Raw genomic sequence first — 21,877 nt, 5'->3', positions numbered from 1 at the left:
CCTTTGCGCACTTTTTATTGAAGAAGATACTTAGAAATAATCAGCCTTTGAATCTCATTGGTTCCTTCATAGATTTGCGTGACTTTCGCATCCCGAAATAAACGCTCCGCGGGATACTCTTTCATATAGCCGTAGCCGCCGTGAATCTGCACAGCCTCCACCGCCGCTTTCATCGCCGCATCGGACGCGAATTGCTTCGCCATAGATGCTTCTTTTCCGCACGGAAGCCCTTGCTGATACAGATCAGCAGCATGATAGACCAATAATTTGGCAGCTTCCGCATTCGTCGCCATGTCAGATAATTTAAATGAAACGGCCTGATTCGAAGCGATGGGTCTGCCGAACTGGCTGCGGGTTTTGGCGTACTCCACCGAGCAGCCGAGCGCCGCTTCGATAATCCCGAGCGCCTGAGCCGCTATGCCGATCCGTCCGACTTCAAGGTTTTTCATGGCGATTGAAAAGCCTTCGCCCTCTTCGCCGAGCCGGTTTTCAATCGGAATTTCCGCTTGGTCAAACTGCAATTCGACAGTATTGGAACCTAACAATCCGAGCTTTTTTTCTTTTTTTCCGATAGAAAAACCGGGTGTGTTTTTTTCAACGATAAACGCTGAAATCCCCTTTCTCCCCTTACCCGGATCGGTTATGGCGAATGTCAGATACAGATCTGCCGCTCCGCCGTTTGTAATAAAGATTTTTGAACCGTTCAGAATATATGAACCGCCTTTTCGCACGGCCGTTGTTTTCAGGCCTCCCGCATCAGATCCGGATTGAGGCTCAGTAAGCGCAAAAGCCCCAATATATTCGCCCGCTGCCAGCTTCGGAATATACGTTTGTTTTTGGGCTTCTGTCCCGAAATGCAAAATCGGGATTGTCCCTACCGATGTGTGGACGGATAAAATGACGCCGACGGCCGCGCTGACTTTTGATATTTCATGAATCGCTAAAATGTAAGATGTTGTATCAGCACCCGCCCCGCCGTAAGCTTCCGGGACGGGAATGCCCATCAATCCCGCTTCGCCCATTTTTTTAATCAGCCGCTCCGGAAATTCATCTGTTGATTCCATGAGCTCAACCATCGGCGCGATTTCCTTTCGGGCAAAATCACGCACCATTTTTCTCATCATGATGTGCTCTTCTGTAAAATGCATGGCTGCCGTCTCCCCTCATGATCTTTACGTCATCTGCCGTACTCATAAAAACCGCGCCCGCTTTTTTTGCCGAGCCAGCCGGCGCTGACATATTTTCTGAGCAGAGGGCATGGGCGGTATTTCGGATCTCCGAGCCCCGCATAGAGAACCTCCATAATGGAAAGGCACGTATCCAGCCCGATGAAGTCAGCTAAAGTTAAAGGACCCATCGGGTGCCGCATGCCGAGCTTCATCACCGCATCAATCGCTTCCTTTGAAGCTGCTCCTTCGTAAAGGCAATAAACGGCTTCGTTAATCATCGGCATTAATATGCGATTAGATATAAAGCCCGGGAAGTCATTGACTTCGACAGGGGTTTTATTCATCCGGACGGCAAGCTTCTTTACTGTTTCCGCCGTTTCTTCCGATGTGGCGAGTCCTCTGATGACTTCGACAAGCTCCATGACAGGAACCGGATTCATAAAATGCATGCCGATTACTTTTTCAGGCCTTTTTGTGGCCGCGGCAAGTTCTGTAATGGGAAGAGAAGACGTATTGCTTGCCAATACGGCATGAGGGGGACAGATTTTATCAAGTGTGTCAAACAATTCTGCTTTTGCTTTTTTGTTTTCGGCAATGGCTTCAATTATAAAATCAGCATCTTCCGCTTCTGTGAGTTCTGCCGGGGAAATACGGCTGAAAACGGCATCTGTCTCCTGCTGTGACTTCCGTCCTTTTGCCTGCTCTTTCTCCAGGTTTGTCTTTATGCGGTGAAGACCTTTTGTTACCGTTTCCGGCTCCCAATCGTATAACTTGACGGCAAACCCGGCTTCTGCAGCCGTCTGCGCGATGCCTGCTCCCATCTGACCCGCACCTGCGACCATGATTGTTTTCATCTTCATCCGGCGCTCCCTCCTTTGATCAGTACACCTCAAGCAGGACGGCATCTCCTTGAGCCGCTCCGCTGCATATAGCAGCTACGCCTAACCCCCCTCCGCGACGCTTTAATTCGTATATTAAACTCATGATGATTCTTGCTCCGCTTGCGCCGATCGGGTGGCCGAACGCGATTGCCCCTCCGTTTACATTCACTTTTTCCCGGCTGAACCCGGCTATTTTTTCACTCACCAGCACGACGGACGCAAATGCTTCATTTACTTCAAACAAATCAATATCGTCAACGGACAGTCCGGTTTTTGTCAAAAGCCGGCTGATGGCCTCTCCCGGCGCGCTTGCCAGCTCGGACGCTTCCAGTCCGACTGACGCAAAGCCAAGTATCGCTGCGAGCGGCCTGACATGCTGCTTTGCGGCTTTTTCCTCTGACATCAGCACAAATGCTCCGGCCCCGTCATTTACACCGGGAGCGTTTCCGGCTGTAACCGTTCCGTCGGCTGTAAAAATTGGCTTGAGCGCTGCAAGCTGCTCAAGGCTCGTATCAGGACGCAGCCCCTCATCCGCTTCAACAGTATGCTGTTTGCCCTTTTTGCCGGTCCAGGTGACGGGGACAATTTCTTCACGCAATTTGCCCGCCTCGGCCGCCTCAGCCGCGCGTTTCTGGCTCAAAAGAGCGTAATGATCCTGTTCATCCCGGGAAATGCCGTACTTTTTGGCCGCAGTGCTTCCGTGGACAGCCATATGCACCTGGTCGAACGCACAGGTCAGCCCGTCATGAACCATTAAATCCTGAAACACCCCGTCCCCCATCCTCACACCCCAGCGGCCGGCCGGAATGGCGTACGGAATGTTGCTCATGCTTTCCATTCCGCCTGCAATCAGCACGTCCGCATCTTTCGCCCGGATCATTTGATCACAGATGGTAACGGCCCTGAGCCCTGATGCACAGACCTTATTAATGGTTTCAGCCGGAACGGACCACGGAAGCCCGGCATATCTTGCAGCCTGCCGTGCCGGAATCTGCCCGGCACCCGCCTGGACGACCATTCCCATCACCGCTCCTTCCGCTTCGCTTTCACTGATAGCGGCGCGCTTGATTGCTTCTTTTATGGCAATGCCGCCAAGCTCGGCCGCCTTTACCTCTTTTAATGCGCCGCCAAATTTTCCGAACGGCGTTCTTGCCGCACTGACGATAACCGTTTTTCCCACAATTTTGCCTCACTTTCAATAAGATAAAAGATAACGCTTACACAAAACGCCCTGTTACAATATATGAACCGGCTGACCGAGTTATGAGTGCACCGCCTTTTTCCCGCCCATAAAAAAAGAAGACTGTCTGAACAGTCTTCTCAGCTGCGGCATTCTTCTTTTATAGAAACAGCCAGCTTTGGATAATCGGTGAAAATTGCGTCTGCTCCCGCTTTCATCAGCTGCTTCATATCCTCAGGACGATTGACGGTGAACGGACGGAGCGCCGCTTGGTGTTTTGCAAGATGTTTGATCACTTCAGCGCTCACCGCCGGCGTACCGAGCTTCGGATGATAACCCGAAGCGGGAATGGCGGCAAGATACCGTTCAGGCCGGTACAGCACATCCATTGTCAGCACCGCCCGTTCAATTTCAGGCGCCAGGGCGTGGCAAACCGCGAGACTCTCATGATTAAATGAAGAAAAAATAACGCGCTTTTCCAGTCCGTAATATCTGACTTTTTTAATCACTTCTTCTTCCATTCCTTCGTAACGGAATACACTGTTTTTCAGCTCAATGTTTATCAGAAAATCAGCACGTTCCGCAAAACGCAGCACATCTGACAAAAGCGGAATTCTGACACCTTTAAAAGCATCTTTCCATTTTCCGGCGGCATCGGCGGTTCTGATTTTGTCATACGCCGTATCTTTCACAAATCCTTTCAAAGACGTCGTGCGGTCGAGGGTTTCATCGTGAATGACCACGATCCGGCCGTCTTTTGTCATCTGTACATCAAGTTCGATTCCGTCAGCCCCGTCCTTAATCGCTTTTTTGAACGCGGGCATCGTATTTTCAGGGCAGTCGCCCGACGCCCCCCGGTGGGCAAAAATATTCGTCATATGTGTCACCTCAGGTGTTTGTCATCGGTTTTCTCTATTATAATCGTTATGCACATAAGGAGGGCGCTATTTACACATATTTTATAATTACCGTCCGCTGTAATAGGTTTCGATTCCGTTTACAACGGCGTCCGCGGCGTGCTCTTGTCCGTTATCGCTTTTCAGCTTGTCCGCATCTTGAGGATTTGTGATAAAACCTAATTCAGCCAGCACACTCGGCATCTTTGAATATGTAATGACATAAAAAGGAGCTTCTTTTACGCCTCTGTCCTTCATTCCTAAAGACGTGACAAGCTGCTGCTGGATGTCGGAAGCAAGCCTTTCGCTGTCTGCTCCTTCATATGTCGAATTAAAATACGTTTCCGTGCCCGATGCCGTTGAGACGGCTGAATTCGTATGGAGGCTGACGAATAAATCGGATTGGCTGGCGCTTGCTTTCGCCACCCGCTCGTCCAAACGTAAAAAAGTATCGTCAGTCCTTGAAGCAACAGGTTTTGCGCCTTCTGTCTCCAATTTGGCGATCACCTTGTTTGACACCGCTAAATTGATGTTTTTCTCAAGCAGTCCATTTCCGCCGGCCCCGCTGTCTTCTCCGCCATGTCCGGCATCGATATAAATGGTTTTCCCTTGCAAAGGTTCAGCTGCATAAGCAGACGGCGCAAGCAGAAGAAGAGCGGCACCGAAGGCAGCAGCGCTTTTTGTCAGTAAACCCACGTTTTTTCCTCCCCGTTTTCACATATCTGTTTCTTTTTTCAGTTCCTCAAGCCGTAATTGTCCGTTGCTCTCTTTTTTATAGGTGATTTGCACCGCCGTATGTTCAGGCAGAGACTGACATTCAAACCGCTTAGCGAAAGGCACCTTCACCTCTTGCCTTTCTCCGTCAATTTCGACCGCGATCGTATCGTTTCCGGCCGATTTTATAAATGTTCCTTCCTGTGTAAATGACGGCGCCGCATCAGCCTCCGCGGTATACTCGCAGCCTGATAACAGCCATGCGGTGAAGATCAGAAGTATGACAGACTTCACACAGATCACCTCACGTTTTCTCATTCGGCTTTATCTTTGAACAGAATGACCGATTTGTAAAGGGAGCCTCCATTCCTCCAACGCTTTTCCATATTTGGAATGAAGGCTATCTGACCTGCTGTTTACCTGAACTTAGAAAGAAAACAAGCTGATCAGTCTATGAAAAAAGTTCTGTCTGAAGGCCGAATATGCAGAATTTAACGGAAACGGACGACTTTCTGTTCATTTTGAAAAAATATCAGATCGGCAAAAAAAGAGAGCCGCGTCATGCGCTCTCCCGAATAGAAACATTCATATTTATTTTGAGCTTTTCATAAAATGAACGGGACAACTTAAAAGAGCAGCGTATTGGCGGCAATGATGAGAATAATCACTCCGCTCAGCACCGTGCTGAACTGTCCGACGTGAAAAGAACCGATGCGCAATGACGCGGCTTTTTTTCCAAGCGAGCAGCCGATCCATATGGTCAAAAAGCTTCCGACCGCCGCAGTAATGGAAATGGCAGCGGGAGAAAGCCCGATCAACCCCGCGCTTAATCCGTTGGTCAGCGCATTTGCGGATACGGCCACCCCGAGAACCATGGATTCCAATATACCGATTTCTCCCGAACCGTCGGCATCCGCTGCCTCCGGATTTTGCAGCAGACCGGCAAAACGGCCTTTTTTTCCTGACGCGCCAACACGCGCTGTTTTTCTCGGCACAGCCAGCAGAATGATGCGGATACCGATGACAGATAAAATAAACGCCGCCAGCAATACAGGAAGAAAGCCCGGTAAAACGGCTGAAATCCATTTGCCGAAATAAATTCCGATATAACTGAATACAAAACAGATAAAAGCGATCATCATATTTGACGCATGCAATATTTTGATTTTTCTGATGCCGTATGACATCCCCACTCCTAAATTATCAATGCTCGAGGACACTGCCAAACCTAAAATCAATAACCAAGCCATGTTCGTTTCTCTCCATTCTTTGATGTCTTTTCAACATGTTGTGCCGTTGAATCTACACTATCCTATTCAGCAGCACAGAAAAGGTACCTTTTCTGCAAAAATTATTGATTAATGATCATCATTCCGGCGGAAACGAGGTGACACCCTTGACAGAAAATAAAAATACGACACTGGGGCCCCTTTTAAAATCACTGCTTGATAAGCACTCGCTCTCCATGAGAAAACTCGGCGCCTTAACAAACATTGATACGGCCACCATCTCCCGGATTATAAACGGCAAGCAGAAGGCCAATTTAAAGCATCTTCAGGAATTTTCAAAACATCTCCGCACCCCGCTGGAGGAATTGCTTGAGGCGTCAGGCATAGACATCGGCCATGAAAAAGAAGCTGCGCCGCAAGACCCGATGCACGCGATTCAGGATATGCTGAATATGGCCGAGATGTTTGATCAGCCTTTTTCCCGGGAGCAAATTGAGCGCGAACTGACCAGATATGAACAATATGCCAAAACCCAGCAGGGCCATCGCCTGATTTGCGATGAGTTTCAAAAGAAAATGGACAATGAAGAAAGCGTCGGCCCTTTTATTGATCATTTGAAAAACATGCATCATCAGTATATGGATGAATCAACACCGGCTGAAGACCGCGCGATTCTCGGGAGCGCGCTGCTGTATTATATTTTAGCGACCGACGTCATTCCGGATTACATGTTTCCGATCGGCTACCTGGATGACGCCATCGCCGTTCAAATCGCTTTGAACCGGCTGAAAAAAAAGTAAAGGCGCTTAAAAAAGCGCCCTTTTTGTGTTGAAAAATATGAAACACCGCATTACGGTTTTGTCAAAACAGAGACAGCTGTCATATGATACATCAACCTAACAAAAAGGAGGGTGTCTTCTATGGACAGCAACACAGTTGTGGCAGTGTGCGCTCTGTTAAGTGTTGTGATTCAGATCGGAACGATATTCGCCGCAGGAAAGTGGAAAAAAGAATAAATAAAAACAAATTGACGGTTTTTTCGCACAAGCGTATGCTTATAAATAACCTTGTAAAAGATAAGAAAGAAGATATGCATATGAAAAAAATCATTCTCCTCTTCGCCGCCGCTGTCATATTCAGCTCGATCGGCCATCAAATTTCAGGAGGATATAAAGATCCTGAAAAGGAACGGAGAAAACCGTTTCATTCGTTTAGATGGTTCAGCCGGTCATAACCTCAGGAAGAAGAACAAGCAAAATAATTGCACACAATTAAAACATAAGCTAGAATACGGACGAGTTAAACTCCTAAGGAAGAAGGCGAAATGATGAAGCAAACTTATAAACCGCTGTTTGAACCTTTTACGTTCGAAAGCGGCGTCACCATACCAAACCGCATTTCAGTCGCACCGATGACACACTATTCATCAAATGATGACGGAACGATTTCCGACCGTGAATTAAGCTACATTACTCCCCGTTCAAAAGAAATGGGCATGGTTATTACGGCATGTGCAAACGTAACGCCGGACGGCAAAGCGTTTCCAGGCCAGCCCGGCATCTATGATGATTCTCACATTCCCGGCTTGAAAAAACTCGCTCAGGCGATCCAGTCTCAAGGAGCGAAAGCCGTTGTGCAGATTCACCACGGAGGATTGGAATGCCCTCCTGAACTCGTGCCAAACAACGACGTCGTCAGTCCGAGCGGCTCAGAAGAAGACGGGAGACAAACGTCCCGGGCTCTCACCGAACAAGAAATTGAGCACATCGTGAAAGCATTCGGCGAAGCGACACGCAGAGCGATTGAAGCCGGCTTTGACGGTGTTGAAATTCACGGGGCAAACGGGTACCTGATTCACCAATTTTATTCACCGAAAACAAACCGGCGCACAGACCGCTGGGGCGGAAGCGATGAAAAGCGCCTTGCGTTCCCGCTTGCAGTCGTTGACGCTGTCAAACAGGCAATTGATACACACGCTGAAAATCCATTCGTTCTCGGCTACCGCCTGTCACCGGAAGAGCCGGAAACACCGGGGCTTACAATGAAAGAAACATTCATGCTCGCTGACGCGCTTGCGGAAGAGAACTTGGATTATCTGCATATTTCACTGATGGATGTCAATTCCAAAGCCCGCCGCGGAGCGGATACTTCACGGACGCGGATGGATTTATTAAACGAACGCGTCGGCCATAAAGTGCCGCTGATGGCCGTCGGTTCCATCTATACCGCGGACGAAGCGCTTGCTGTATTAGAAAGCGGAATTCCGCTGGTGGCTCTGGGACGTGTCATTTTGATTAACCCCGAATGGGCGGTGCTGGTCAAAGAAGGCCGCGAACAGGAAATCGAAAAAGCCATTCAAGCATCTGAAATTGAGAAATACCGACTTCCTGAACCGTTATGGGAAATGATTCAGAATACAGGCGGCTGGGTGCCGTTTGAAAAGTAGACTAAAAAAACTGCCGGATGTCCGGCAGTTTTTTTGATTTACAAGTTTTTACCGCTTTGTTTACTCCTATTTCTAACACACAGCGTACATATAGTAAATAGATTAATAGAAAGGAGACCGTATATGATGGCTGGTTTTCCTATTACGATTAACAGTCTTTCCGGAAACGGGGTTGTCAATGTCGGCGGTGCGTTTTCGATAAGTCCTTTAACCGTATCAAAAACCGTCTACGGCTCAGGTGGGGGAAATACAGGGATGGTCCTGCAAATGAATCAATCCAGCACATCTCAATCTTCAAGCTCTCAATACTCTGATCAAAATGTAACGAAAACACTATGACATCCGTATTTCCCTCCCTTTCCGGCTGGCAGCAGCCGGATTCTTTTTGCCGTTTTGTTTAATCTTATTCCATATCACAGCGTACATATAGTTAGTAGACTGTGAGAGAAAGGAGAAAAAATAGAATGAGCGGTTGCCCGATTACGATAAACAACGTATCAGGAAACGGAGTTGTCAATGTTGGCGGCGCCATATCCATCAGTCCGCTGACTGCATCAAAAACCGTTTTCGGTGCCGGAGGGGGAAATATCGGCATTGTCATTCAAAACAATGCTGTAAGCCAGTCCAAAATGTTTGAACATCAATTTTCAGATCAGAATATTGTAAAGTCAATTTAAGGGCTGCCAAGCAGCCCTAACTGCATAAATAAAGCAGGCACACTGATTTCCCGAAAACTTGATTTTAAACATCAGCGATCACCTTTCCATGTTTTGAATGATTTCAGTTAAAGATGAATAGAATGCAGATTGAAAGCATGAGTACTGAATCTCATTAAGGAAAGAAGGAATCGTGATGAAAAAACTTTGCCGGGAAGTTTGGATTGAAGTTGACCTTGATGCGATAAAAAAGAATGTACGGGCGATCCGCCGCCATATTCCGAATACGTCTAAAATTATGGCCGTCGTAAAAGCGAACGCTTATGGCCACGGGTCTGTGGAAGTAGCGCGGCAGGCACTGGAAAGCGGGGCGAGCGAGCTCGCTGTCGCAAGTGTCGAAGAGGGAATTGTGTTACGGAGAGCGGGAATTACGGCACCTATTCTTGTGCTCGGCTTCACAGCTCTCAGCTGTGTGAAAAAATCTGCCGTTTGGAACATAACATTATCAGCGTTTCAAGTCAGCTGGATCAAAAAAGCGAATCGGATATTGGAAAAAGAAGCAGATTCGAAACGGCTGTCCATTCATATCAATGTGGATACGGGAATGGGCCGGCTGGGTGTGCGTACGGAAGAAGATCTTTTAGCAGTGGTGAAAGCGCTCAAGTCGAGTACATATCTGTCATGGGATGGCATCTTTACACATTTTTCAACAGCGGATGAACCGGACACTGAGCTGACGATGCTGCAGCACGAAAAGTTTATCAGCTTTCTCCGCTTTTTAAAAAATCAAGACATTACGCTGCCTACCGTGCATATGTGCAATACAGCCGCCGCTATCGCATTCCCGGAATTCAGCGCCGACATGATCCGTTTAGGCATTGGGTTATATGGTTTATATCCGTCCGCCTCGATAAAGGAACTGAACCTCGTGGATCTCACACCCGCACTAAGTTTAAAGGCGCGTATCGCTTATGTGAAAGCCATGGTGACAGATCCCCGGACCGTCAGTTATGGCGCCACATATATCGCCGAACCTGGTGAAACCATCGCGACGATTCCAATCGGCTATGCTGACGGTTACTCCCGCGCCCTGTCCAACCGCGGGTTTATTCTTCACCGCGGCAGACGGGTGCCGGTGGCGGGGAGAGTGACAATGGATATGATCATGGTCAGTTTAGGTGAGAATGAGGGCAAACAAGGAGAAGAAGTCGTCATCTACGGTAAACAACAAGGAGCCGAGATTTCCGTTGATGAAATTGCCGAAATGCTCGGTACGATCAGCTACGAAGTCTTATCTGTGTTAAGCCGCCGCGTCCCCCGCTTTTATTTCAGAGACGGCAAAATCATTAAAATATCAGCTCCGGTATTATACGTGTAGACGGCATAGATCCCGCATTTATGTATAGAACAAGTACCGGCGTGAGTGATTTCCATTGTTTTCGTCAGCAAAATTTCAAAACGCCTTCTCTTCCGCGTTCATGCACGGAATAGAAGGCGCGAAAAAGACATTTAGCCAAAAGCTTGCGTTACGAAGCTTTATGCTCCAATCTCAGCTTGTCAGCAACCATCGCGATGAACTCTGAATTGGTTGGCTTTGCTTTTGTCATGCTTACCGTATATCCGAACAGTGAAGAAATGGAATCAATATTTCCCCTGCTCCATGCGACTTCAATGGCGTGGCGGATGGCCCGTTCTACACGGCTTGCGGTCGTGTTGAATTTTTTGGCGATGTCGGGATAAAGGACTTTTGTGATGCTGCCGAGGAGTTCAATATCGTTATACACCATGGAAATGGCTTCACGCAAATAAAGATAGCCTTTGATATGGGCAGGCACACCGATCTCATGGATAATGCTTGTAATGCTGGCATCGAGATTTTTCCGCTTCGGCTCAGGCTGGCTGCGGATAATGCTGCTTTGCGCAGACGGCGCACGGTGTGTGACACTGCTGACATTTCCGCTTACCTGGCGAATATGGCCGACAAGGTTTTCCATATCAAACGGCTTCAGGATGAAATAGGACGCGCCTAAATCGACGGCTTTTTTCGTAACGTCTTCCTGACCGAATGCCGTCAGCATGATGACGTTCGGCTGCTTCTCGAGCTCTGATTCCCGCAGACGCTCCAAAACCGCAAGTCCGTCCAGATGCGGCATGATAATGTCTAAAACGAGCACATCTGGATTCTTATCTTTAAACAAAGAAAGACATTCCTGTCCGTTATAAGCAACGCCGATCACTTCCATATCATCCTGTCCCTCTATATATTCACTCAACAGGCTTACAAGCTCTCGATTATCATCAGCAACACAAACTTTAATTTTCTCCACGTTTCTTCCTCCCCCAATGTATTAACAGGACGCAACCCATTTGACTGCTACATGTTACATTCGACAAAACCACTACTTCCCCTTTTAAAAAATCCATATTTACCAATAATAGTGGTATATCTTTGTTTTTCTAGCATTTTCTAGGTTTTTCGACTAAAAATTAAGTTTGACAAATCAGGAAACGTGAATTTGTCGAAAAATCTTCATGTCTTATTTTACATGAATCCAGGAAAGAAGTGAAGAACGCATCACATAAAAAAACTGCCGGATCATCCGGCAGTCAGCTTGCTTTGTCTTTCCCGTAAACATCAACACCCGCTTCAGACAGCATCCATTCGATATGAACGCCGTAGCCGCTTGTCGGATCATTGACAAATACGTGGGTTACGGCTCCGACGACCTTTCCGTTCTGGATGATCGGGCTTCCGCTCATCCCCTGAACGATTCCGCCGGTTCTTTTCAGCAGTTTCGGATCTGTCACTTTCAACACCATTCCCTTTGTCGCCGGGAATTTTTGCGGCGTGGTGCTGACGATTTCAATATCAAATTTCTCTACTTTATCGTTTTCGATAACCGTCAGCATTTGCGCAGGTCCTTTTTTCACTTCATTTGACAAAGCAATCGGAAGCGCTTTGTCGGAAATGTTGTTTTTAATCGGCTGATGCAGTGTCCCGAAGATGCCGAACGGGCTGTTGCGGTTAATATCGCCGATCGTTTTCCGTTCTGACGAAAACCTTGCCAGTTTTTCGCCGGGATTGCCGCCTTTTCCTTTTTCAATCGATGTTACAGTTGAACGGACGATTTCTCCGTCTTCTACAACAATCGGTTTTTTTGTATCCATATCAGAGATGACGTGGCCCAATGCGCCGTATTTTTTTGTTTTCGGTTCAAAAAATGTCATGGTGCCGATGCCGGCTGCCGAATCGCGGATATAAAGGCCGATTCGATATTTCCCCTCGGCTTCGTCCTTTGTCGGAATCAGCTTTGTTTTGATTTTTTGCTTATCGCGTTTCACCAATAAATCCAAAGATTCACCGGTTTTGCCCGCTTTTTGAATAAACGGGGCGATGTCGCTCATTTTTTCAATTTTATGTCCGTTCATTTTAATAATGATGTCGCCAGATTCAATTCCCGCTTGTTCTCCCGGAGACTTTTTTCCATCCTTTGTCATCACTTGGTGAAAACCGACCACCAAAACACCGACTGAATGCAGTTTTACACCGATGGACTGTCCGCCCGGAATGACCTTCAATTCTGGAAGGACACGCACTTTTGTTTTTTTAATGGGAAACCCGGCAAGATCATATACTACTTCTGACCGGCCTTGTGTTTGCCCTGTTATGTTTGCATGGCCGTGCTCTTCTTTCAGCGTAAAGGCTTCTGATAATTCGCCCTTTTCAGCGCTTATTGATGCATTGACCGGAACGGCCTGTGTCTGGTTTTCAAAGACGCTCATTTCTGATGGTATCAGTAAATATTCTTTAAACGGCTTAAAAAAGCCTACACTTAGTAAAGAAACAAGGAGAATTACACCTATTGCTTTCCTCATGTTATCGTGCATTCATTCCTTCACTCTCCTCGCTCCTATCCCACACCACTTTCTTTTTCTGCTACATCTATACTTTTGCCTTCCTGCGCTTGATTTATAACCGGCATACGAAGAAAAACATTGGATACACTGTTAGAGAAATGGAACAAAAAAATAAGCTGCCTGTATCAGCAGCTTATCCTGTCGTTTTTACCTGTCCGGCCTGTTTTAAAAGCTCTTGTGCATGCCGTTTTGTCAGATCGGTCACTTCGACGCCCGCAATCATGCGGCCGATTTCCGCTACCTTGTCCTGTTTGGAAAGCGGCGTGACATGCGTTGTCGTCCGGCCGTCTTTGAATTCTTTTGCGATTAGAAGGTGCGTATCCGCCATAGCTGCAACCTGCGGCAGGTGTGTAATGCAGAGCACCTGTGAACCGGTCGATACTTTATGGATTTTTTCCGCGATGGCTTGGGCAACCCGCCCGCTTACACCGGTGTCCACTTCGTCAAAGATGATGGAGGTGACATCCTGCTGGGAAGAAAAAATACTCTTCATCGCCAGCATCACCCTTGAAAGCTCGCCTCCGGAAGCGACCTTTGACAGCGGTTTTAAAGGCTCACCGGTGTTTGTTGAAATTAAAAACTTCACAAGGTCAATCCCCTTTTGGGTAAGCTGCACGGGCTGCCCGTTAACAACCGGTGCTTCACTGGCTGACGGATCGGTTTTCACGAGAAATTCCGTATCAAACGTTGATTTGCCCATATACAGACTTTTTAATTCCTGATGAATCGCTTCCGCCAGTTTCTTAGCCCAAGCTTTTCTGATTTTTGATAAATTGGCGGCTTCTACGGCCACATCTTTGCCGACCGACTCCAATTCCTTCTTCAGCGCTTCAAGGTGGCTGTCGCGGTTCTCGATTTGATCGATTTCCTCTTCTATTTTGGAGCCGTATTCCAAAATGTCTTCTACCGTCGCTCCGTATTTGCGCTTCAGCTGTTTAATTTCGTTTAAACGGGTTTCAATAAAATTCAGCCGTTCCGGGTCATATTCCAGATCATCTAACAGATTGCGCATCTGAAAGGTTGCATCCTCCAGCAGATAATAGGAACTTGACACACTTTCTGACAGCTTTTGCAGCGGTTCATTGATATCCGAAATATCTTCAAGCTGGGCAGAGGCCATTCCGACCCAGTCAAGCCCCCCCTGTTCGCTGCGGAGCGCATTATAGGCGTTTTGCAATGATTCATAAATTTTTTCAAAATTGGATATCTGCTTCCGCTCTTCCTGAAGAAGCTCGTCTTCATTCAATTCAAGCTTCGCCGACTCGATTTCTTCAAGCTGAAATTGAATCAGGTCTAACCGATGCGCCATTTCCTGCTCGCTTTCTGACAGCTTCTTCACTTTTTTGAGCAGCTTCATATAACGCTCATAGCCTTCATGGTAAGCCTGAAGCGCGGATTCGGCCTCAGCGCCCGCAAACCTGTCCAACAGCTCTAAGTGTTTATCGTCCTCCATTAACAGCTGGTTATCATGCTGTCCGTGAATATCTAATAAAAGTCTGCCGATCTCCCTTAAAGCCGCAATCGTTACTAATTTTCCGTTGACACGGCAGACGCTTTTTCCTCCGGCATTAATGTCCCTTCTCATGACAATCATGTCGTCAGATGCGTCTATTCCCTGCTCACGGCATACTTCAAAAACGGGATGACCGCTGTCCAAAAGAAACAGTCCTTCAAGCTCGGCCTTTGTTTCACCGTAACGGACAAATTCAGACGAGCCGCGGCCGCCGACTAATAGGGAAACGGCGTCTATAATAATTGACTTGCCGGCCCCTGTTTCTCCCGTCAGGACGGTGAGCCCCCGTTCAAACGAAATCGTCAGTTCCTCTATAATGGCAAAGTTTTTTATTGATAGTTCAGCTAACAAACAGCATTCCACCTTTTATCTGATAATTACGCTACAGCAGCTCCAAAAGACGGCTTTGAACGCCCTCCGTATCTTCAGGCGTCCTGCAGATGATTAAGATCGTGTCATCTCCGCAAATCGTGCCCATGATTTCTTCCCATTCGAGATTATCCATCAGAGCGCCGATTGCCTGAGCATTCCCCGGCATCGTTTTTAATACGATCATATGGCTTGCTGAGTCAATTTTTACGAACGCATCCATTAATGAACGCTTCAGTTTTGACAGCGGATTGAACCGCTGATCCGCCGGCAGGCTGTATTTGTAGGAGCCGTTGTTTGTCGGCACCTTTACGAGATGCAGCTCTTTAATGTCTCTGGAGACAGTCGCCTGAGTTACCTTATATCCTTCTTCTCTCAGCATGTCAACTAAGTCATCCTGCGTTTCAATCTCATGGCTTGTAATAAGCTCTCTGATTTTTATATGCCTTTGGCCTTTTGTCATGTAAGCACCTCTGTTTTCAAGCTGTTCTTGTCATTATGTTAACCGCTTCTTGATAAAAAGTACATGATGGCAGAAAAAAGGAATAATAGCCCCCTATTATTCCGGTACATCTGTCTTTTTGGCTTTTAATGTTTCATGTGCTTCGCGGACGGTACGGAGAATGTCTTCTTCCGGCAGTTCAGCGCCGTTTCCGTCTTCTCCGCCCCATTCCAAATGAAGCAGAAACTCAATATTGCCGTCTCCCCCTGTAATCGGTGAGAAGGACAGTCCTTTCACTGTATATCCTTCAGAAGCGGCAAATTGATTCATGCGGCGGAGAACGTCAGTATGAACGCCGGGATCTCTGACAATGCCTTTTTTTCCGACGGATTCCCGTCCGGCTTCAAATTGCGGCTTTACCAGTGCAATACAATCGCTCCCCGGTACAAGCAGCGTTTTTAAAACCGGCAGAATGAGGCGGAGTGAGATGAAAGAAACATCGATTGTCGCAAATTCCGGCAAACCCTCTGTGAAATCGGAAGGCTCGGAATAGCGGAAATTCGTCCGTTCCATGACGACGACCCTCTCGTCCTGTCTGAGCTTCCAAGCAAGCTGATTATAGCCGACATCCACTGCGTAGGACCGCTCGGCTCCGTTTTGGAGGGCGCAATCCGTGAATCCCCCTGTAGACGAGCCGATGTCAATCATCGTTTTGCCTTTTACCGAGACAGGAAACACTTCCAAGGCTTTTTCAAGCTTTAATCCGCCTCTGCTGACGTATTTAAGAGGGTTTCCTTTTACCGTTAACGGAAGATCCCGGGCGATTTTTTCACCCGGTTTGTCCAATCGGTTTTCATTTGAGTATACGATGCCCGCCATAATGGCGCGTTTCGCTTTTTCCCGCGTTTCCGCAAGGCCTTTTTCTACAAGAAGTACATCTAATCGTTCTTTTTTTGCTGTCATGATCCAATTCCTTTATGTGTCTTCGGGGGCATCAGCAGTTTTATCCGGTTCATAACCTCAGCCTTCGTGAGACCGATTTCTTCAAGCAGGGCGGTTACGCTGCCGTGCTCAATAAACCGGTCTGGGATGCCCATTCTGTCAATCGGTGTATGATACATGCCGAGGTTATGAGCGAATTCGAGAATCGTGCTGCCGAATCCGCCTTCAAGCACGGCTTCTTCTATCGTTAAAATCGGCAGACCTTCATTAAGAATGGCCTTCATCATTTGTTGATCAATCGGTTTTATGAACCGCGCATTCACGACACGCACGGACAGGCCTTCTTTTTGCAGTTCTTCAGCCGCTTCCAGCGCCATTTCAATGGTCGTACCGAATGTTAAAATGACCGCGTCTTTTCCGGGACGGAGCACTTCCCATGTTCCGATCGGAATGGTTTTCAGCTCTTTATCCATCTTTACGCCGAGTCCGTTTCCGCGCGGGAAGCGCATCGCAATCGGACCTTCCTCGTAGGAAAGGGCTGTATTGACCATATGGCGGCCTTCATTTTCATCCTTCGGCATCATTAAAACGAGGTTCGGTATATGCCGCAAAAAGGCGATGTCAAAAACGCCTTGATGCGTCTCCCCGTCAGCGCCGACCAAACCGGCGCGGTCAATGCCGATAAATACATTCGCGTTTTGACGGCAGATGTCATGGACGACCTGATCGTACGCCCGCTGCAAAAAGGTCGAATAAATCGCAAGAAACGGCTTCATGCCTTGGAGCGCCATTCCAGCCGCCATCGTCGCCGCATGCTGTTCTGCGATTCCAACGTCAAACATGCGTTCAGGGAATTCTTTCGCAAACCCTTCCAGTTTGGAGCCGACCGGCATGGCCGGTGTAATGGCGACAATTCTGTCATCCTCACGCGCCAGCTCCTGCACGGTGCCGCTGACAAGTCCGCTCCATGAAGGCGCCGCGGCTTTCGGCTTGACGAAATCACCCGTATTGATTTTGTACGGCCCCGTTCCGTGCCATGTGCCGATTGTGTCGGTCTCAGCCGGTTTATAGCCTTTGCCCTTTTTCGTAATGACATGTAAAAGGACAGGGCCTTTCGTTTTTTTGGCGTATTGCAGGTTTTCAAACAGTTCGTGGTAGGAATGACCGTCAACCGGGCCTAAATACGTAAAGCCCAGCTCTTCAAAAAACATGCCTGACACAAGCATATATTTTAAGCTGTCTTTTATCCGTTCAGCTGTGGCAGCCAATTTTCCGCCGACGGCCGGGATGCGCTTAAATAAATATTCAAGCTCGTCTTTTACCCATTGATATTTGCCGGCCGTGCGAAGCCGTCCCAGCATAGAATGAATCGCCCCGACATTCGGCGCAATGCTCATCTCATTATCATTCAGGATGACGATCATGTCTTTTTTCTCATCACCGATATGGTTCAGCGCTTCAAGCGCCATTCCTCCGGTTAAAGCGCCGTCTCCGATAATCGGGATGATATATTCTTTCGATCCTTTAATATCACGGGCGGCAGCCATTCCCATCGCGCCTGAGAGCGAGGTTGAGCTGTGGCCTGTTTCCCATACGTCATGTTCGCTTTCGCTGCGTTTCGGGAAACCGCAAAGCCCTTTATATTGGCGCAAGGTTTCAAACTCCTTGCCGCGTCCGGTTAACAGTTTATGAACATAGGACTGATGTCCGACATCCCATAAAAATTTATCTTTCGGACTGTCAAATTCTTTGTGAAGCGCAATTGTCAGCTCGACAACCCCGAGGTTCGGCCCGATATGGCCGCCAGAAGCAGACAGCGATGTGATGAGAAAATTGCGGATCTCCTCACTCAGCTCTTCCAGCTGTTCAATTGACATCTTTTTAAGAAATGACGGGTCCTGTATTGATAAAAGATCCAAAGCGGATCAACTCACTTTCAGCATGAATTTCTGCAAATTAAACAGTGTCTTTTTGAAAAAAGAAAAAGACTCCCTTTGTATTTTCATCGAAACTGCTTACATTTTACCATAGGAGCGGCAGCCCCTTCAAATCAGGACCGTTTTTAATGATCTCTCGCCGCGATTAAATCACAGAGGTCATGCAGCAATTCTTTCTGAAGAGAAAGGCCGCTGATAATCTGTTTCGCCTCGCTGATATGATACGCAAGCTTTTCTTTCGCGCCTTCAAGCGTTAAAAGCGACGGATACGTTGATTTTTCGTTCGACGTGTCTGAGCCGACCGGTTTGCCGATCCTCTCCTCATGCCCTTCAATATCAAGGATGTCGTCTCTGATTTGAAATCCGATGCCGATATGGCTGCTGAACAAACGGAGCTTTTCGACTTCATCCTCCGGCGCATCTGCCAAAATGGCGCCCGCCGTCACGGAAAAACCGAGGAGCTTGGCCGTTTTCCGCTCGTGGATGGATTCCAGCTCCTCAAGCGTTATCCGCTTTTGTTCCGCTTCCATGTCGGCAGCCTGTCCGCCGACCATTCCTTCCGTTCCCGCCGCGCTGATCAGCTCATCGACGAGACGGAGCCGTTTTTCTGCTGAAACCGCCTCAGACACATGAGATGTGATCAATTTAAAGCTTTCTGTCAGAAGCCCGTCTCCGGCCAATACGGCCGCCGCTTCTCCGAAGACTTTATGGTTTGTGGGCTTTCCCCGGCGCAGATCATCATCGTCCATGCAAGGAAGATCATCATGGATTAAGGAATACGTATGAATCATTTCGACAGCGCATCCGACCGGAATCCCGTCCTTTTCATCTTTTCCGTAAGCATTCAGAACGGCTAAGACGACGAGGGGGCGCAGCCTCTTACCGCCCGCTTCCAAAGAATACAGCATAGATTTTTTGAGGGTTTCAGGCATCGCAAGCCGTTCTGTATACAAAGAAAGCTGCTGTTCAATCAGTTGTTTGCGCGATGCTAAAAATGCGTCCAGTTTATTTGTCACCTTCGTCTTCCTCCTGAACGCTGAAAGGTGCAAGTTCTCCGTTATCTTTTAAAATAAAGTCCATTTGCTTTTCGACATGCTGAAGCTTTTCATGGCACATTTTTGAAAGGGCCATCCCTTCCTGAAAATAATTAATCGCCTGCTCCAGCGGCACGTCTCCTTCTTCAAGCTTTGCCACAATGCCTTCAAGGCCTTTCATCGCCTCTTCAAATGTCAGCTCTTCACTTTTTTTGGTTTCTGTCATTTTCGTTCGCCTCTCTTTTGCAATACTTCACACGTCAGAACGCCGTCTGTCATCTTTACTTCTAGCGTATCATTTTGTTCCACTTGATCAACGCTTTTGATCAGCTCTTTGTCTTTATAGGCCAGACTATATCCTCTCTCCATCACCTGAAGGGGACTTAATGCATTCAGTTTACCAAGAACCGTCTGAAACTGCGAATGAAGCTGCTTCAGCTGGACATTCATGCTTCGGGCGAGCTGATTTGAGCGCTCCTCGTACCGTTTTTTCGCCTGTTTCAGCTGGGTTTCAGGGTGGAGCGCCGTTAATCTGTACGTATTCCGCTCCAGCTGCCTTTGTTTCATGTCCGTAAGCCCTGTGAGCTGTGATTGGAACTGCTGATACAAAAGGTCAAACTGCTGTTCTTTTTGGGTATACAATCGTTTCGGAAAACGGAACGCGTAGGATGACTGGAGCGATTGAACCCGTTCTTTTTTCTTGCTGATATGCTGCTGCATCGCTCTTGTCAGGCGGACTTCCGCCGTTTTTGTCCGTTCCATTAAGTCCGTCGTGTGGGGGACGGCGATTTCTGCCGCTCCTGTCGGCGTTGCCGCCCGGATATCCGCGACGAAATCACTGATTGTAAAATCTGTTTCATGTCCGACGGCTGATATAATCGGAATGGCGGAAGCAAAAATCGCCCGGGCCACGATTTCTTCGTTAAATGCCCACAATTCTTCGATCGAACCCCCTCCCCTTCCGACGATCAGGACGTCACACATTTTTTGTGCATTGGCTTCTTCAATGCGCTTCACAATCGATCTGCTGGCATTTTCACCTTGAACGAGCGCGGGAAGCACAATGACTTTCACAAGGGGGTATCTTCTTTTGAGTGTGGTAATGACGTCTCTGACGGCTGCTCCCGTCGGTGACGTGACGACCCCGATCGTGGCCGGAAAAGCGGGGATGGCCTGCTTATGCCGGTCATCAAACAACCCTTCGCCGGCAAGTTTTTTCTTTAATTCTTCATATGCTAAGTAGAGCGCCCCCACACCGTCCGGCTGCATTTCTTTCGCGTACAGCTGATAGCTTCCGCTCGGTTCATAGACGGAGATGCCGCCTCTTACGATGACCTTCATTCCGTCTTCGGGCTTAAACGCAAGCCTCGAACTTTGCCTCTGAAACATGACGGCCTGCATGCGGGCATGCTCATCTTTTAATGTAAAATAGATGTGGCCTCTCGTATGGATTTTAACATTGGAGAGCTCACCCTTAATCCAAATGTCTTCAAGATGAGGGTCCACATCGAATTTTCGTTTAATGTATTTGGTCAGCGCGGAAACCGTGACATATGCCGCTTCACTCACATCCTGCACTCCTTTCATAAAGGCTTTTTGCCCTAAACTAAGAAAACCCGCTCTGGCTGAAAGGAGCCTTAAGAAGCGGGTATCGTGCTCATTGTCACACTTTTTGTGACTGTCTCCGGTTATCTATGATAACGTACGTCTGGCAGATTTAACAGTATTATGCGCAAGCATTGTGATGGTCATAGGACCTACTCCGCCCGGCACCGGCGTAATGAAAGATGCTTTTTCTTTCGCTTCATCAAACTGAACGTCTCCGCAGAGTTTTCCGCTTTCGAGACGGTTGACGCCGACATCAATGACAATGGCGCCCTCTTTGATTTGATCGGCTTTGATGAAGTTCGCTTTACCGACCGCTACCACAAGAATATCTGCTTTTTTCGTATGCTCAGACATATTTTTCGTGCGGGAATGGCAATATGTGACGGTCGCGTTTTCGTTCAGCAGCAGCTGGCCGACCGGTTTACCGACAATATTGCTTCGTCCGACTACAACAACTTCTTTGCCGGAAAGATTTACGTTCGTCTTTTTCAATAACTCGACAATTCCGTGCGGCGTGCATGGAAGAAATGTATCTTCGCCAAGCAGCATTTTCCCGACGTTGAGGGGGTGGAAACCGTCAACATCCTTATCAGGGGAGATCCGCTCTATTACGGCTTTTTCAGAAATATGATCCGGGAGCGGCAGCTGGACGAGAATGCCGTGGAATTCCGGATTTTGATTATACTGATCAATCACTGTTAAAAGCTCCGCCTCGGTTAAGCTTGAGTCAAAGCGGTCAAGCTTAAATTTCATTCCCATTGTTTCAGCGGCTTTTTTCTTGCCTGTCACATATGAAACAGAAGCGGGATCGTCTCCGATTAAAATGACCGCCAATCCAGGCACTACGCCTTGTGCTTTCAGCTCTTCTACTTCTTTTGCCAATTGTTCGCGTTTTTCTTTAGCCGTTTCTTTTCCGTCGATGATTGTTGCAGTCATTTTCTTT

23 protein-coding genes are annotated in these 21,877 nt (G+C 47.8%); 6 read left to right on the top strand and 17 right to left on the bottom strand.

The genetic code is table 11. The features are described 5' to 3' along the window. Window positions 1-14: 14 nt before the first annotated feature. The 7 genes from BXO87_RS13715 to ytaF all read right to left on the bottom strand — a co-directional run bounded on the left by BXO87_RS13715 (window position 15) and on the right by ytaF (window position 6,090). Entirely contained in the window at window positions 15-1,148 is a 1,134-nt protein-coding gene (locus tag BXO87_RS13715) for an acyl-CoA dehydrogenase (protein ID WP_038459137.1), read from the bottom strand. 29 nt (window positions 1,149-1,177) lie between these two features. Continuing rightward, on the bottom strand, window positions 1,178-2,029 hold the full coding sequence (locus BXO87_RS13710) for a 3-hydroxybutyryl-CoA dehydrogenase (RefSeq protein WP_038459139.1): 852 nt from the start codon (window positions 2,027-2,029) through the stop codon (window positions 1,178-1,180). Window positions 2,030-2,048: 19 nt separating this feature from the next. Continuing rightward, window positions 2,049-3,230, bottom strand: coding sequence for an acetyl-CoA C-acetyltransferase (locus BXO87_RS13705; RefSeq protein WP_012117954.1), 1,182 nt, complete (start codon window positions 3,228-3,230; stop codon window positions 2,049-2,051). A gap of 140 nt (window positions 3,231-3,370) precedes the next feature. Further along, window positions 3,371-4,108, bottom strand: a complete 738-nt coding sequence (locus BXO87_RS13700) for a glycerophosphodiester phosphodiesterase (protein WP_047935946.1) — start codon at window positions 4,106-4,108, stop codon at window positions 3,371-3,373. Between the two features lie 87 nt (window positions 4,109-4,195). Beyond that, the gene (locus tag BXO87_RS13695; protein WP_017418119.1) at window positions 4,196-4,822 is read right to left on the bottom strand and encodes an N-acetylmuramoyl-L-alanine amidase family protein; all 627 of its coding nucleotides are present in this window, start codon (window positions 4,820-4,822) and stop codon (window positions 4,196-4,198) included. Window positions 4,823-4,840: 18 nt separating this feature from the next. Then, entirely contained in the window at window positions 4,841-5,158 is a 318-nt protein-coding gene (locus BXO87_RS13690; protein ID WP_032870622.1) for a hypothetical protein, read from the bottom strand. Window positions 5,159-5,466: 308 nt separating this feature from the next. Next, complete coding sequence (ytaF, locus tag BXO87_RS13685) at window positions 5,467-6,090, bottom strand: sporulation membrane protein YtaF (protein WP_076851359.1); 624 nt, start codon at window positions 6,088-6,090, stop codon at window positions 5,467-5,469. A 146-nt stretch (window positions 6,091-6,236) separates the two neighbouring features. Here ytaF and BXO87_RS13680 point away from each other — a divergent pair, with 146 nt between their 5' ends. The 6 genes from BXO87_RS13680 to alr all read left to right on the top strand — a co-directional run bounded on the left by BXO87_RS13680 (window position 6,237) and on the right by alr (window position 10,549). Beyond that, complete coding sequence (locus BXO87_RS13680) at window positions 6,237-6,869, top strand: helix-turn-helix domain-containing protein (RefSeq protein ID WP_007408365.1); 633 nt, start codon at window positions 6,237-6,239, stop codon at window positions 6,867-6,869. A gap of 296 nt (window positions 6,870-7,165) precedes the next feature. Further along, the gene (locus BXO87_RS20840; RefSeq protein WP_162839613.1) at window positions 7,166-7,303 is read left to right on the top strand and encodes a hypothetical protein; all 138 of its coding nucleotides are present in this window, start codon (window positions 7,166-7,168) and stop codon (window positions 7,301-7,303) included. Between the two features lie 93 nt (window positions 7,304-7,396). Continuing rightward, complete coding sequence (locus BXO87_RS13675) at window positions 7,397-8,515, top strand: NADH-dependent flavin oxidoreductase (RefSeq protein WP_032863662.1); 1,119 nt, start codon at window positions 7,397-7,399, stop codon at window positions 8,513-8,515. Window positions 8,516-8,641: 126 nt separating this feature from the next. Beyond that, window positions 8,642-8,854: a spore germination protein gene (locus BXO87_RS13670; RefSeq protein ID WP_007408362.1), complete on the top strand. Its 213-nt coding sequence runs from the start codon at window positions 8,642-8,644 to the stop codon at window positions 8,852-8,854. Between the two features lie 125 nt (window positions 8,855-8,979). After that, window positions 8,980-9,192, top strand: coding sequence for a spore germination protein (locus BXO87_RS13665; protein ID WP_003153181.1), 213 nt, complete (start codon window positions 8,980-8,982; stop codon window positions 9,190-9,192). A 175-nt stretch (window positions 9,193-9,367) separates the two neighbouring features. Then, complete coding sequence (gene alr / locus BXO87_RS13660) at window positions 9,368-10,549, top strand: alanine racemase (RefSeq protein ID WP_047935947.1); 1,182 nt, start codon at window positions 9,368-9,370, stop codon at window positions 10,547-10,549. 148 nt (window positions 10,550-10,697) lie between these two features. Here the strand turns inward: alr and spo0A are convergent, their stop codons facing one another. The 10 genes from spo0A to folD form a co-directional block, all read right to left on the bottom strand. Further along, a complete protein-coding gene (gene spo0A, locus BXO87_RS13655; protein WP_003153177.1) occupies window positions 10,698-11,498 on the bottom strand; it encodes a sporulation transcription factor Spo0A in 801 nt (266 codons plus the stop codon). Between the two features lie 280 nt (window positions 11,499-11,778). Continuing rightward, on the bottom strand, window positions 11,779-13,059 hold the full coding sequence (gene spoIVB / locus BXO87_RS13650) for a SpoIVB peptidase (protein ID WP_007408360.1): 1,281 nt from the start codon (window positions 13,057-13,059) through the stop codon (window positions 11,779-11,781). Window positions 13,060-13,222: 163 nt separating this feature from the next. Further along, window positions 13,223-14,953: a DNA repair protein RecN gene (gene recN / locus BXO87_RS13645; RefSeq protein WP_007408359.1), complete on the bottom strand. Its 1,731-nt coding sequence runs from the start codon at window positions 14,951-14,953 to the stop codon at window positions 13,223-13,225. 31 nt (window positions 14,954-14,984) lie between these two features. After that, entirely contained in the window at window positions 14,985-15,434 is a 450-nt protein-coding gene (gene ahrC, locus BXO87_RS13640) for a transcriptional regulator AhrC/ArgR (protein ID WP_003153173.1), read from the bottom strand. Window positions 15,435-15,530: 96 nt separating this feature from the next. Beyond that, window positions 15,531-16,376 carry a TlyA family RNA methyltransferase gene (locus BXO87_RS13635; protein ID WP_007612503.1) on the bottom strand — a complete coding sequence of 282 codons (846 nt, stop codon included), beginning with the start codon at window positions 16,374-16,376 and terminating at the stop codon, window positions 15,531-15,533. Continuing rightward, complete coding sequence (gene dxs, locus BXO87_RS13630) at window positions 16,373-18,274, bottom strand: 1-deoxy-D-xylulose-5-phosphate synthase (RefSeq protein ID WP_038459154.1); 1,902 nt, start codon at window positions 18,272-18,274, stop codon at window positions 16,373-16,375. The genes BXO87_RS13635 and dxs overlap by 4 nt, the downstream gene beginning before the upstream one ends. A gap of 143 nt (window positions 18,275-18,417) precedes the next feature. Then, a complete protein-coding gene (locus BXO87_RS13625) occupies window positions 18,418-19,308 on the bottom strand; it encodes a polyprenyl synthetase family protein (protein WP_007408353.1) in 891 nt (296 codons plus the stop codon). After that, entirely contained in the window at window positions 19,298-19,552 is a 255-nt protein-coding gene (locus tag BXO87_RS13620; RefSeq protein ID WP_007408352.1) for an exodeoxyribonuclease VII small subunit, read from the bottom strand. Before BXO87_RS13620 ends, BXO87_RS13625 begins: the two co-directional genes overlap by 11 nt. Further along, complete coding sequence (gene xseA, locus BXO87_RS13615; RefSeq protein ID WP_015388015.1) at window positions 19,549-20,895, bottom strand: exodeoxyribonuclease VII large subunit; 1,347 nt, start codon at window positions 20,893-20,895, stop codon at window positions 19,549-19,551. Before xseA ends, BXO87_RS13620 begins: the two co-directional genes overlap by 4 nt. A gap of 123 nt (window positions 20,896-21,018) precedes the next feature. After that, the gene (gene folD, locus BXO87_RS13610) at window positions 21,019-21,870 is read right to left on the bottom strand and encodes a bifunctional methylenetetrahydrofolate dehydrogenase/methenyltetrahydrofolate cyclohydrolase FolD (RefSeq protein WP_003153164.1); all 852 of its coding nucleotides are present in this window, start codon (window positions 21,868-21,870) and stop codon (window positions 21,019-21,021) included. Window positions 21,871-21,877: the final 7 nt, after the last annotated feature.

Origin of the sequence: Bacillus sp. GZB (assembly GCF_001975995.1) — a bacterium.
In the GTDB taxonomy this organism is placed as follows: Bacteria; Bacillota; Bacilli; order Bacillales; family Bacillaceae; genus Bacillus; species Bacillus velezensis.
Note: the sequence above shows the minus strand (reverse complement) of the source record. Positions and strands in the feature narration are given on the sequence as shown.